The organism is Stenotrophomonas sp. AS1, assembly GCF_048957655.1.
Lineage (GTDB): Bacteria > Pseudomonadota > Gammaproteobacteria > Xanthomonadales > Xanthomonadaceae > Stenotrophomonas > Stenotrophomonas bentonitica_A.
The window spans coordinates 71,184-83,898 of sequence record NZ_JARVXM010000009.1; the positions used below are offsets into that span (position 1 = coordinate 71,184).

General features: G+C 68.1%; 14 protein-coding genes and 1 tRNA gene. 4 read left to right on the forward strand and 11 right to left on the reverse strand.

The annotated features are described in order from the left end of the window. Positions 1-44: 44 nt before the first annotated feature. Positions 45-1,379: an MFS transporter gene (locus tag PV764_RS17430; protein WP_019185530.1), complete on the forward strand. Its 1,335-nt coding sequence runs from the start codon at positions 45-47 to the stop codon at positions 1,377-1,379. Positions 1,380-1,618: 239 nt separating this feature from the next. On the opposite strand, the gene PV764_RS17435 is transcribed toward PV764_RS17430, so the two are convergent. The 4 genes from PV764_RS17435 to PV764_RS17450 form a co-directional block, all read right to left on the reverse strand. Further along, on the reverse strand, positions 1,619-3,271 hold the full coding sequence (locus PV764_RS17435; RefSeq protein WP_421117279.1) for a M28 family metallopeptidase: 1,653 nt from the start codon (positions 3,269-3,271) through the stop codon (positions 1,619-1,621). 71 nt (positions 3,272-3,342) lie between these two features. Continuing rightward, positions 3,343-4,275: an MBL fold metallo-hydrolase gene (locus PV764_RS17440; protein ID WP_421117167.1), complete on the reverse strand. Its 933-nt coding sequence runs from the start codon at positions 4,273-4,275 to the stop codon at positions 3,343-3,345. Positions 4,276-4,315: 40 nt separating this feature from the next. Beyond that, positions 4,316-4,645, reverse strand: a complete 330-nt coding sequence (locus tag PV764_RS17445; protein ID WP_019185526.1) for a hypothetical protein — start codon at positions 4,643-4,645, stop codon at positions 4,316-4,318. Positions 4,646-4,814: 169 nt separating this feature from the next. Beyond that, positions 4,815-6,104, reverse strand: coding sequence for a tryptophan--tRNA ligase (locus PV764_RS17450; RefSeq protein WP_070474392.1), 1,290 nt, complete (start codon positions 6,102-6,104; stop codon positions 4,815-4,817). A gap of 106 nt (positions 6,105-6,210) precedes the next feature. Between PV764_RS17450 and PV764_RS17455 the strand changes: the two genes are divergently transcribed. Next, positions 6,211-7,011 carry a hypothetical protein gene (locus PV764_RS17455; RefSeq protein WP_421117168.1) on the forward strand — a complete coding sequence of 267 codons (801 nt, stop codon included), beginning with the start codon at positions 6,211-6,213 and terminating at the stop codon, positions 7,009-7,011. A gap of 90 nt (positions 7,012-7,101) precedes the next feature. Here the strand turns inward: PV764_RS17455 and PV764_RS17460 are convergent, their stop codons facing one another. From PV764_RS17460 to birA, 7 genes are all read right to left on the reverse strand, one after another. Next, positions 7,102-7,323, reverse strand: coding sequence for a CsbD family protein (locus PV764_RS17460; RefSeq protein ID WP_019185523.1), 222 nt, complete (start codon positions 7,321-7,323; stop codon positions 7,102-7,104). A 201-nt stretch (positions 7,324-7,524) separates the two neighbouring features. Next, positions 7,525-7,662, reverse strand: a complete 138-nt coding sequence (locus tag PV764_RS17465; RefSeq protein ID WP_019185522.1) for an entericidin A/B family lipoprotein — start codon at positions 7,660-7,662, stop codon at positions 7,525-7,527. Positions 7,663-7,853: 191 nt separating this feature from the next. Continuing rightward, on the reverse strand, positions 7,854-8,774 hold the full coding sequence (rocF, locus tag PV764_RS17470) for an arginase (protein WP_019185521.1): 921 nt from the start codon (positions 8,772-8,774) through the stop codon (positions 7,854-7,856). Between the two features lie 93 nt (positions 8,775-8,867). Further along, positions 8,868-8,943 (reverse strand) — tRNA-Thr (locus PV764_RS17475). Positions 8,944-8,983: 40 nt separating this feature from the next. Continuing rightward, positions 8,984-9,832, reverse strand: coding sequence for an SPOR domain-containing protein (locus PV764_RS17480; RefSeq protein ID WP_019185520.1), 849 nt, complete (start codon positions 9,830-9,832; stop codon positions 8,984-8,986). A gap of 9 nt (positions 9,833-9,841) precedes the next feature. Next, a complete protein-coding gene (locus tag PV764_RS17485; RefSeq protein WP_019185519.1) occupies positions 9,842-10,579 on the reverse strand; it encodes a type III pantothenate kinase in 738 nt (245 codons plus the stop codon). Then, a complete protein-coding gene (gene birA, locus PV764_RS17490) occupies positions 10,576-11,541 on the reverse strand; it encodes a bifunctional biotin--[acetyl-CoA-carboxylase] ligase/biotin operon repressor BirA (protein ID WP_026070148.1) in 966 nt (321 codons plus the stop codon). Before birA ends, PV764_RS17485 begins: the two co-directional genes overlap by 4 nt. Before the next feature lie 129 nt (positions 11,542-11,670). Between birA and PV764_RS17495 the strand changes: the two genes are divergently transcribed. Together PV764_RS17495 and PV764_RS17500 are read left to right on the forward strand one after the other, a co-directional pair. Beyond that, entirely contained in the window at positions 11,671-11,946 is a 276-nt protein-coding gene (locus PV764_RS17495; protein ID WP_026070147.1) for a hypothetical protein, read from the forward strand. Further along, positions 11,913-12,698, forward strand: coding sequence for a zinc-dependent peptidase (locus PV764_RS17500; protein WP_019185516.1), 786 nt, complete (start codon positions 11,913-11,915; stop codon positions 12,696-12,698). The genes PV764_RS17495 and PV764_RS17500 overlap by 34 nt, the downstream gene beginning before the upstream one ends. The last annotated feature ends 17 nt before the right edge of the window (positions 12,699-12,715 follow it).

The following is a 12,715-nucleotide window of genomic DNA, read 5'->3' on the forward strand; positions in this document are numbered from 1 at the left end:
TAACAAGAGTAATCAACGCTTCCCAGCCAGGACCCCTACCCTGCATGAGCACTTCCGTCCCCGCCACTGCGGCACACCCCGAACGGGCCGCCCTGCGGCGCTCCATCTCCAATACCCTCAAAGGCTCGGCCGGTAATCTGGTCGAGTGGTATGACGTCTACGTCTACTCCGTCTTTGCCGTCTATTTCGAATCCCAGTTCTTCTCGGCCGCCGACAAGAACTCCACGATGTACGTGTGGGCGATCTTCGCCGCCACCTTCCTGATGCGCCCGATCGGTGCGTGGTACTTCGGCCGCTTCGCCGACCGCTACGGTCGCCGGTTGGCGCTGACGGTGTCGGTCACGGTGATGGCCGCCTGTTCGTTCCTGATCGCGATCACCCCGACCGCCTCGCAGATCGGCATCTGGGCCGCGGTGATCCTGCTGTTCGCGCGCCTGCTGCAGGGCTTCGCCACCGGTGGCGAGTACGGCACCAGTGCCACCTACATGTCCGAAGCCGCCATCCCGGGCCGCCGCGGCTTCCTGTCCTCGTTCCATTACGTCACCCTCGTCGGCGGCCACGTGCTGGCCCAGTTGACCCTGCTGGGCATGCTGACCTTCTGGGGCAAGCCGGAAATCTCCGCCTGGGGCTGGCGCGTGGCGTTCGGCATCGGCGGTGTCGCGGCGATCGTGGTGTTCTGGCTGCGCCGCAGCATGGACGAATCGCTGCAGTCCGATTCCATCGATGCCGCCCGCGATGGCCGCGCCAAGGCCTCCGGCTCGATGCGCGAACTGTTCGTCAACCAGTGGCGTCCGCTGCTGCTGTGCTTCCTGATCACCGCCGGCGGCACCGTGGCGTTCTACACCTATTCGGTCAACGGGCCGAAGATGATCCAGAGCGCCTTCGCGGGCGATGACGTGATGACCGGCACGATGATCAATCTCGGCGTGCTGACCTTCCTGATGGTGCTGCAGCCGATCGGCGGCTGGCTGTCGGACATGGTCGGCCGCAAGAGCCTGCTGGTGTTCTTCGGCATCGGTGGCGTGCTGTACAGCTGGTACCTGATCACCGAGTTGCCCAACCAGCACGATCCGTTCATGGCCTTCCTGGTGCTGGGCATCGGCTTCGTGATCCTGACCGGCTACACCTCGATCAATGCGGTGGTCAAAGCCGAACTGTTCCCGACCCATGTGCGCGCGCTGGGCGTGGGCTTTGGCTACGCGATGGCCAACTCGCTGTTCGGCGGTACCGCGCCGCTGCTGTACCAGGGCGCGCTGAAGACCGGCCAGGTCGGCATGTTCGCGGTGTATGTCACGGCAATCATCGCGGTGTCGCTGGTGGTCTACATGTTCTTCCTGACCAACAAGGGCCCGAACTGGCTCGATGGCACACGGAAGTAACGGCCGCACCACCCGCCCCGCGATCACGCTGGGCGGGTGGATGCTGGCAATGCGGGTACCGGCGGCGTTCGCCCAGGCCAGCACGTCCTCTCACGCAACGCAGCGCCCTGACGGGCGCTGCGTTGCCATGGGTCAACCGTTCGGCGCGATGATTGCCTGTTGCGTGGCCGCGCTCGCGGCCAGTGGCGGGGGCGCGTGGCGCCTGCTGCGGCGGCGCTGAGCGCCGCCTGCGGTACGCCTCAGCGGCGCGCCGATTCGCTCTTCTCGCGCTCGGCGCGGAATTCGGACCCTTCTTCCCACTGCGGCCAGCGACGGCTGTTGGCCAGTTCCGCGCCCAGGTCGTAGACCAGCAGGGTGTCGGCGGCATGACCACTCGGGTCCCAGCTCGGGGTCCACGCATCGCAGGCCTGGTGGTAGCAGGCGGCGAAGTACGCATCGCGCAGTTCACGGCCCTTCTCGATCCCGCCCTCACGCATGTCCAGCCCCGGGCCGATGGTGATCGCTGGCACGCCAAGGCGAGCGAAGGCGAAGTGGTCGGCGCGGTAGAAGAAGCCTGCTTCCAGATTCGGATCGGGCGAATAGGTGCGGCCACGTGCCTTGGCCACGCGCTCCAGATCCCCTTCCAGCGAGACCCGGCCCTTGCCCCACGAGGCGATGTCGCGGGTCGGGCCATCCGGGCTGAACATCTCGATGTTCAACACGGCGGCGGTCTTGTCCAGCGGGGCGAGCGGGTGCGCGGCGTAGTAGCTGGCCCCGAGCAGGCCCTTCTCTTCGGCGGTCAGCGCCACGAAGTACAGCGTCCGCTGCGGCTGCGGGCCGGCAGCGAAGACGCGGCCCAGCTCCAGCACGGTGGCCACGCCGGTGGCGTTGTCGATCGCACCGCGACGGATGCGGTCGCCCTTGGCATCGGGCTGGCCGATACCGAAAGCATCCCAATGCGCGGAGAAGATCACCGCTTCATCGGCGTGCGCGCCGCCCGGCAGCTTGGCCACCACGTTGCGGGTGATCACCTGTTCGCGCTTGAGCTTGAAGTCCACCGAGAGCTGCGCATCGCCCAGGGCCACCGGCTTGAAGGCCGGGCTCATGGCACGGCGCTTCTCGGCCTCGAAATCCAGGCCCGCATCGCGGAACAGCTGCTCGGCCAGGCTGCGCTGCATCCAGCCGCGCACCGGCACGTGCTGGGCCAGGGCCTGCTCGCGGGTGCGTTCGATATCAAACAGCGGCGAGGTGCCCGAGCTCTTCACCGTGGCCCAGCCATACGCGGCGGGTGCGGTCTCGTGCACGATCAGCACGCCCTGCGCACCGCGGCGCGCGGCTTCTTCGAACTTGTAGGTCCAGCGGCCGTAGTAGGTCACGGCCTTGCCATCGAATGCGCCCGGCTGGTCGGCCTCGAAATCGGCGTCGTTGATCAGCACCACGGCGATCTTGCCGTGCAGGTCGACGTCCTTGTAATCGTTCCAGTGGCGTTCGGGGGCATCGATGCCGTAGCCGACGAACACCAGCGGGGCGTTCTTGATCGCCACCGCATCCTGCGGCCGCAGGCTCTGCAGGGTCACGTCCTCGCCATTGACCAGGGCGCGCTGCTTGCCCTTCTGGTGCAGCTGCGCACGCACCGGGCCGTCGACCTGCGCACGCACCATCGGCACCGGCTGCACCCAGCCGCCATCCACGCCGCCGGGCTGCAGGCCGTACTTCTTGAACTCTTCGATCAGGTACTGGACGGTGCGCTCTTCACCGGGCGTGGCAGGGGCGCGGCCCTCGAACTCGTCCGAGGCCAGGATCCGCACATGTCGCGACAGTGCCTCCGGATCGATGCCGCCGCCGGGCAGGTCATTGGCGGCGTGGGCCAGGCCGCCCACGAACAGGCAGGACGACAGCAGCAGCATGCGCATCGGATTCACGGCAGACACCAGGACGGAAAACAGGACACCGGAGTGTAACGTGACACCCCCGTGACCGTGCACTAGCGGCGGTCGCGATCCAGCCAGCACGCCAGGCCCTGGGCGTTGAGTTCGATATCCATCGCCAGCACCCGGGCCACCGCTTCATCATCAAGCGGGCAGCCATGCGCCTGCGCGCGTTCCAGGTACAGCGCGGTCAACGCCGCGACCAGGCAGCGATGCCGATCCGGCCGACCATCGCATTGGCGACCGATCTCGACCATGGCATCGATCTGTTCGACGAGATCGTCAGCCAGTTTCCGCGGGGGTGCCACGCGCCCGTAGTGGGTCAGGTACATGGCCTGCGGATCGTAGGCCAGCATCTTTGCGATCGACTGCTTCAGCGGCTCCGGATCGAACTGCACCGGTGAGGAGGTGGGCACGATGAAGGCGCCCTGCGCGCTGTCCAGCTCGCGGTAGGACAGCCCGAAGGTGTCGCCGGTGAACCAGCTGCGGCTGCGCGCATCCCACACACACAGGTGATGGCGGGCGTGCCCCGGCGTATCCACGCACAGCAGCGTGCGCCCGGCCAGATCCACGGTATGGCCATCTTCGGCGATCACCACCCGGTCAGCGGCAACGGCCAGGATCGGCCCATAGCTGCGCGCGATCTCCGCTTCACCGTAGACTTCGGTGGCCCCGGCGATCAGGCGGGCCGGGTCGACCATATGCGGCGCACCACGCGGATGCACCACCAGGGTGGCGTTGGGCAGCTGCTGCATCAGCAGGCCGGCACCGCCGGCGTGGTCGAGATGCACATGGGTCAGGATCAGCCAGTCGACCTGCTCGGGCGTGCAGCCGGCGCGCGTCAACGCGGCGAGCATCGCCGGCACGGCCAGGCCGGTGCCGCAATCTATGAACGCTGCCCGGCCGTTCTCGACGATCAGGTAGGCGGCATCGAAATCATCCCGCTGGAACGCGGTGTCGATCGTATGAATGCTGGGGTCGGAGTGCATCAACGCATCCCTGGCACGAAACGCCCCCATCTTACGTCGATCAGTGCAGCGGCTTCGATGCGGCTTTGGTCGCAGTCGCGCTCAGCAATGGCCCGCGCAGCAGCACCGCGGCCACCATCACCGCCAGGAAGGCACCGTAGGCATAGAGCACGGCCAGTACCTGCCGCCAGATTGGACCGGCATCGTTCTGGACCACGCCGATATGGTGGCCCCACAGCATCGCCAGGATGCTCAGCACGAAGGCCAGCACCAGCGCGGCGCCGTCGAACACGCGGCGCGCGGTGCCACGCGGCTGGCGGGGGAACAGCCAGTACAGCGTGCCCAGCAGCACGAACCAGGGCAGGAACAACAACAACGACAACCAGGCCATCGCAGTCTCCCGTGCAGGATCACGCCCCGCGGCGTGCAGGGGCATCATGCCATAGCGGTGGCACCGGCCAACGGCCGACGCCTGTGTGATGGCGCGCTCGCCTGGTTGCCGGCCAGCGGCCGGCACTACGTGGTGCTGCGGGTGGCTGGGTGTTGGCCAGCAGGCGGCGTTACTCGCGCAGTGCCTGCAGTGCGGCAAGCACGACATCCACCTCCGCCTCGACCTTGAACAATTCGCTCTGCAGCCCGTCACCATGCTCGGTCTGCTTGAGCACGCCGATCAGCTGGCCGGCGTCGCGCGGCGAATCAAAGCCCTCGCTCTGGATCAGCAGCGTGCCGTCACCGGCCTGCAGCTTGAAGTAGAAGCGGCCGTCCTTTTCGCGGTACTGCTTGAACAGCGGCGGTGCCGCGCGCGCAGCGCCGCTTTCCTCGCTGGGTACATCACCGGCGGTGGACAGATCGCGCAGACCAACCGCATGGCGCAGCTCCTTCAGCAGCGGCACGGCGAACTGCTCGCGCAGCTGCTGGCCACGACGGCGCAGCAGCGCCTCGATCTTCTCCGGCTCGGCCATCAGGGCGTCATAGCGTTCGCGCAGCGGGGTGATCTCGCTGTCGATCCGCTCGAACAGCTGCTGCTTGGCATCGCCCCAGCTGATGCCCTCGGCGAAGGCCTGCGCGAACGCAGCGGTCTGCTCCGGGGTGGCGAAGGCCTGGTACATCTGGAACAACGCCGAGCCTTCGGTGCTCTTGGGCTCACCCGGCGCGCGCGAATCGGTGAGGATCGAGAACACCAGCTTCTTCAACTCCGCGCGCGGGGCGAACAGCGGAATGGTGTTGTGGTAACTCTTGCTCATCTTGCGGCCGTCCAGGCCCGCCAGCGTAGCGACCTGCTCATCGATCACCACCTCCGGCAACGGGAAGAACTCCTGGCCGTAGACGTGGTTGAAGCGCTGCGCGAAATCGCGCGCCATCTCGATGTGCTGGATCTGGTCGCGGCCGACCGGCACGCGGTTGGCCTTGAAGATCAGGATGTCGGCGGCCATCAGCACCGGGTACATGAACAGCCCCGCGCTGACCCCGGCATCGTCGTCGAGCTGCTCTTCGCGGTTCTTGTCCACGGCGGCCTTGTAGGCATGCGCGCGGTTGAGGATGCCCTTGCTGGCGATCACGGTCAGGAACCACATCAGCTCGGTGGTTTCCGGGATGTCGCTCTGCCGGTAGAACCACACCTTGTCCGGATCCAGCCCGCACGCCAGCCAGCTTGCCGCGATCTCCAGCGTGGAGCGCTGGGTGCGCTCGGGCTCCTGCGCCTTGATCAGGCTGTGCAGGTCGGCCAGGAAGAAAAAGCTCTCGATTTCCGAGGCCTGGCTGGCGGTGATCGCCGGACGGATGGCGCCGACGTAGTTGCCCAGGTGGGGCGTGCCGGAGGGGGTGATGCCGGTAAGGACGCGGGTAGTCATGGGAATCAATGCGGACAGATGAACCGCCCCAGTTTACCTGCCCGCGCTCGACCCCGTTGGCCCGGCCCGTGCGTTTGATCGTGCACCTGCCCTGCGGAGCCCTGCCATGAAACGTTTGATCCTGCCCCTGCTTGCCGTGCTGGCCCTGTGCGGGTTCAAGCCGGCGCTGCCGCTTCGTTACGACACCGGGCCGGTCCACCTGACGGTGATCGACCGCGACAGCGGCCAGGCCCTGACCCAGTACCGCCAGGACGGCCAGCGCTGGATCGCGGGCCAGCAGGGCCACCGTTACAGCGTGCGCCTGCGCAACGGCAGCGCCGAGCGCGTGCTGGTGGTGCTTTCGGTCGATGGCCTGAATGCCATCAGCGGCGAGGTGGCCGCGCCCCACCAGACCGGCTACGTGCTCAACCCGTGGCAGACCACCGACATCCATGGCTGGCGCAAATCCGCCGACGAGGTCGCCCAGTTCGTGTTCACCGATCCGGACCGCAGCTACGCCGGCCGCACCGGACGCCCGGCCAACATCGGCGTGATCGGCGTGGCCGTGTTCCGCGAGGCGGGGCGGGTGTCATGGGAAGCCGCCCCCGCCGTGGCCGACTCCGCCGATGCCAGGGCACGCCCACAGGCGCGCTCCTCGACGACGGAGCGCGTGCGGGTGACCGGTTCCAGCGCCCCGGCACCGCAACTGGGCACCGGCCACGGCCAGCGCGAGCCGTCGCGGGTGCGCAACACCGCGTTCGAACGCGACACGGCCTTTCCGACGCAGCAGGTGCAGGTGCGTTACGACAGCGAACGCAATCTGGTGGCACGCGGGATCATTCCGAGGTCAAGCGCCCCGGTGCGCGACGAACCCCAGGCCTTCCCGGGCCAATACGTGCCCGATCCCCCGCCGCAGCACCGCCGCTGATCGCGCAGGTGCCCCACAGAAAACGGGCCGCTTTCGCGGCCCGTTCCGGTTTCAACCCCCGACGGCGGCGCCGTCGTCATGGATCACCACTCAGTGGTAATCCGGATAATCCTTGCGCATGGCCGCTTCGAAGTCGCGGACTTCGGTTTCAGCACGGTCGCGTGCCCAGCCATAGCGTTCCTGCAAGCGCCCTGCCAAGTACTCGGCATTGCCTTCGGCCACCTTGAAATCGTCGTCGGTCAGGTCGCCCCACTTGGCCTGCGCCTTGCCCTTGAGCTGCGTCCACTTGCCGGAAATGATGTCTTTGTTCATGGGTTCGCATCCTTGATTGCAACGGCCATCTCGCCGTGGGTCCAGAATGCGCGTGGTCGCGTTGCCGCGCGGTCAAGCAGCGATGAAACGCACGCTCACGAGCTTGAATGATTCACCACTGCACGCGTTCCGCCGCCATTTGGCGGACATGAAAAAGGCCGGGAAATCCCGGCCTTTTCCGTTGACGACTGATCCGTTGGATCAGTTGCCCTTGGCAGCGCCTTCGACCGTTTCACCGGCCTTCTGCACGTCCTTGCCGGCACCGGCAACGGTGTTGCAGCCGGACAGCATGGCCACCGAGAACATCGACAACAGCATCAGTGCGATAACACGCTTCATGGGGTTCTCCTGGTTGTTCAAATTCAATACCGAAATCCGGTCCCGCCTGTCAGAAGAGCACGCCAGCGCAGCTCCCCTTCCCGACCTGCAGTGCCGTGGGTTCAACCACACGGCGCCGCGTGAAGTGCAATCTGGCGGGAGAGGCGTGCAGCGGATGTGAATGCACGCAAATACGGTTCAGCCAGCCTTGCTCAATCGCGCATCAGCGTCGATTTTCCGAACAGGCTTTCGACCAGATCGACGGCCAGTTCGGCGGTGGCGTTGCGGTTGTCCAGCAGCGGATTCAGCTCGACGATGTCCAGCGAGCCCATGCGCCCGGTGTCGGCGATCATCTCCATCACCAGCTGTGCTTCGCGGTAGTTGACCCCGCCCGGCACCGTCGTGCCCACGCCCGGCGCGATGCTGGGGTCCAGGAAGTCCACGTCGAAGCTGACGTGCAGGTGCGTGTTGGCATCGATGCCGGCCAGCGCCGCCTCCATGGTGCGCTTCATGCCGGCTTCGTCGATGTAGCGCATGTCGTAGACATCCACCTGGTGCTGCTTGATCAGCCGCTTCTCTTCCTGGTCCACCGAGCGGATGCCGATCTGGTGTACCTGCTGCGGGCGGATCGCCGGGGCATCACCACCGAGGCGGGTCAGCGCGTCCGGGCCCAGCCCGCACAGGCAGGCCACCGGCATGCCGTGCACGTTGCCCGAGGGCGTGACCTCGCTGGTGTTGAAATCCGAATGCGCATCCAGCCACAGCACGCGCAGGTCCTTGCCCTGCTCGCGGCACCAGCGCGCGACCGCGGTGATCGAACCGATCCCCAGGCAGTGGTCGCCACCGAGCATGATCGGCATGCGGCCGGCCTGCAGTTCGGTGTAGGTCGCCTCCATCAGCGCGCGGTTCCAGGCCACCACCTCGTCCAGATGGCGGTAGCCCTGCACCGGTGCCGTCCACGGGTTGCGCGGGCCATCCAGGTTGCCGAGGTCGCGCACCTCCACGCCGCGCGCGGTGAGCGCGTCACCCAGGCCTGCGATGCGCAGGGCGTCCGGTCCCAGTCCTGCGCCACGGTGGCCCGCACCGATATCGGTGGGAACGCCAATCAGGGACACCGGGGAATACATCGCCATCGCTGTTGCCTCCATTGCAAAGAGGACCAGCATAGCCAGCGCGGCGTGATACGACTCGCGGCGCTGCAGCAGTCGTCATCGACTGTGCATCAATGGTGCCGGCACCCGGATTCGAACTGGGGACCTACCGCTTACAAGGCGGTTGCTCTACCAACTGAGCTATGCCGGCATGGGCATCGCGGCGGGAGGACCGTCGCGGAGCCGGGATTCTAGCGCAAGCGCGCGCATTCCAGCGAGCGTTGCTGGGCCGCACCGGTGCGCTGGCGGACCGCGGCGGCGCCGGTGCCATCGGCCAGGGTCGCATCCAGCCACCACTGTGCGCTGCCATCGCCCCCGCTGGCGACCATGGTCGCCTTGAAGCCGGCCGCGCTCAGGGCCGCCAGGCGGCGGTCCGCACCTTCCCGGTTGCGGTACTGGCCCAGCGCGATGGCATTGGCCTCTTCGCCCTGGGCAATGATGTAGTAATCACTCACCCCGGCCGCGACGATGCGTTTGACCGTGGCCTGCGCTTCTTCACGACTGGCAGCGGGCGGCAGCAGGACGCGGTAACGGGTGGCGCCGGCATCGGCGACCTCGCGCAGCCTGGCCCCACGCAGGGCTCCCCCGGCGCGTGACTGGGCGGCCTGGGCGGCAGCACGGTCAGCGAACGGCCCCAGGCTCACGCACTGGGCGGGCGTGGGGCTTGCGGTGATCGGAGCGGGTGTGGATGCCGGTACCGGAGCTGCCGCCACCGGGGCCGGTGCAGGCACGCTGGTGGCGGGCGCCGGTGCAGGCGTGTCAGCCACGGCGGCGGCTGGCTCGGCGCTGGCCGGCGCGGCCGTGGGCACCGGCGGCTGGGCCACCGGCGCGGAAGCGGGCGTGACGTCCTGCAGTGCCGGCGCGGCGTCCAGCGGCGTTGCGGCAGCCGGCGGCGCCTGCGTGGCCGGCAGCACTTCCAGCTGGGCCACACCGACCGGCGAAGCTGGCGGCGCGCTGACCGGTTCACCGCGCAGCAGCCACCACAGCGCGACACCGAGGTTGAGGATGACCAGGACGACGATCAGGGCACGGGTAAGCATCGGCTGATCCTAGCCTGCCGACGGCGGTTGGTGCACGGCCCAGCGGGCCAGCCCATCAAGCACCAGCGAGGGCTGGAACTCGGCATCGCCGAGCAGCGGCAGCAGCGCCGGTGCGCCGCCCCCGTGCACCAGCAGATGCGGCAGCGCGCCGAGGCGTTCGCCGCCCTGCGTGCGGCTGCGTTCAATCAAGGCGACCGCCGCACCATCACAGCCGGAGGCCAGGGCATCGGCGGTGTCGTTGGCGAACTCACTGTAGTCACCGCCTGCGGCCGGCAACTGCACGGCGCGCGCATGCAGCGCTTCGCGCATGGTGGTCGGCGAGGCGGCAATGCGCCCGCCGTGATGCTGGCCATCGGCGTCGAGCAGATCGATGGTGAGCGCGGTGCCCACCCCGGCAATCAGCACGGCCTGGCCCCGCGCCGCCACGGCCAGCAGTGCCAGGTAGCGGTCCACACCGAAGCGGTTGGGGTCGGCGTAGGCGATCCGCACACCGGCGTACTCGGCCTCGGTACGCGCGACACGGACGTGGCGGAAGCGGGCCTGCAGCACATCCAGCATGGCGGCCGTCAGCGACGGCGCTGCGACGCTGGCGACATACGCGGTATCGCCCGAGGGCAGCGCCTCCAGTGCCACCGCAGGCATTGCTTCGGCGCCATGCGGCCATGCCTGCACGTCACCGGCGCGCACGCCCTGCAGCGGCGCGAACTTGAAGCGCGAATTGCCCAGGTCAAACAACCAGTCGCTCATTGCGCCCTCACGCTGACTTCGCCCGCATGGAAAACCCGTTCGCTGCCGTCGATACGCACGCGCAGTGCTCCGTCGTCGGCCAGGCCCAGTGCCGTGCCGGCAAACAGGACGCCGCCTTCTTCCACCTGCACCTCGCGCCCGGCCAGGCTGTCCAGCGCGGCGTAGCGGGCCAGGAACGGCGCCAGGCCCTGCTGCTCGAACGCGTCCAGTGCCGGCAGCAGCGCGGCCAGGATGCGGGCGACCACGGCATTGCGCGAGGTCTGTTCGCCACACAGCGTGTCCAGATCGGTCCAGGGCTGGGTGATCTCCGCCGCGAAGGTGGCCGGCATGCGTACGTTGACGCCAAGCCCGATCACGGCCCGCGCAGGGCCGGCGAATTCACCGCCGCCTTCGATCAGCAGGCCACCGAGTTTGTGGCCGTCGACGACCAGGTCATTCGGCCATTTCAGCGCGACACCGCCGAAGCCCGCCTCGCGCAGTGCTTCGGCCACCGCGACACCGGCGACCAGGCTGAGCCCGCCCAGCCGCGACAGGCCACCGGCAAAGCCGCGTAATACTGAGAGGTAGACATGCGCCGCCAACGGCGAGGCCCACACCCGCCCCCGCCGCCCGCGGCCACGGGTCTGGCGCTCGGCCAGGAGCACCGCCACCCCGCGCTCCGGCGCGCTGCAACGCAACAATTCACTGTTTGTTGACGCCACCGACCAGGCGATCTCCAGCGAGGCCAGTTCGGCGGACACCGGGCCCGGCAGCGCAGCCTGGATGGCATCGGCCTCCAGCAGGTCCAGCGGCTGCTGCAGCTGGTAGCCGTCACCGGCGCGGCCGTCGATATCGACCCCGGCGGCTCTAAGTCCTTGAATCCGCTTCCAAATCGCGGCGCGGGTCTGGCCCAGTTCGCGCGCCAGCGCGTCGCCGGACAGGCGCCCGGCGCCCAGTTTGGCCAGCAGTTGGCGGTCGTCCACGGCAGCTTCCATCGGGTAAACGGGAAAAGTATGCGGGAAAGCCGCCGCCAGCGCCCACCGGAGGCCTTCCAATCCCTCGGGCGAATCGGGCTAGAATCGAGAACTTGACCCGCCCTGTGGATGTTGACGATGCGCCCGTTCGCCCATTGCCTGCTCCTCCTGATGGCCCCGCTGGCCGCGCACGCTTCCGATGCGCTCACCACGGCGGGCCGCGGCGCGTGTGTCTATTCGGGCAGCGAGAACGAGCGCAGTGCGCCCGCGTCGGCCTCGGCGGCCGCCGCCCCGGCGACCGTCAAGCCCAGCGCCAGCAGCGGTACCAGCACCGGCGGCGGTGGCGATGACGACGTACTGCCGCGCCTGCGTGCGCCGAAATGGCACAGCTTCCTGCCGGGTATGTTCCGCTGATCGAACGACTGTTGGGCTGGCTGCGCCGCACGCCACGCGAGATCGACCCCACCCTCTGGGACCGCACCTGCCGCCGCGCCGCGTGGCTGCAGCAGCTGGATCCAGCCCGCCGCGAGCGCCTGCGCGCCCTCGCCGCCCGCTTCCTCCACGAGAAGACGATCAGCCCGGCCGCCGAACTGCAGCTCGATGAGGCCGACGGCGTGCTGTTGGCCGCGCTGTGCTGCCTGCCGTTGCTGGAACTGGGCGAAATCGGCCTGCGTGGCTGGTCGCAGCTGATCGTCTATCCCGACGCGTTCCGCGTGCACCGCAGCCATGTGGATGCCGCCGGCGTGCTGCACGAATGGGACGACGCACTGATCGGCGAATCCTGGGACAGCGGTCCGCTGATTCTCTCCTGGGCCGACATCCAGGCCGACATCGCCGATCCCGAAGCCGGGTTCTGCGTGGCGGTGCATGAGATGGCGCACAAGATCGATGCGCTGGACGGGGCGATCGACGGCACGCCGCCGTTGCCGCGGGCATGGCAGACGCAATGGGCAGCGGATTTCCAGCAGGCCTACGACACGTTCTGCGCCGAGGTGGACAGCGGTCGGCAGACGTTGATCGACCCCTACGCGTCCGAGGCGCCGGAAGAATTCTTCGCGGTGGTCAGCGAGTACCACTTCTCCGCACCGGCGCTGCTGGCGCGTGAGATGCCGGCGGTGGCCGGGCATCTGCAGCGGTTCTATGGACCGTCACCGCTGATGCGGTGAGGCGCGCCACGACCAAC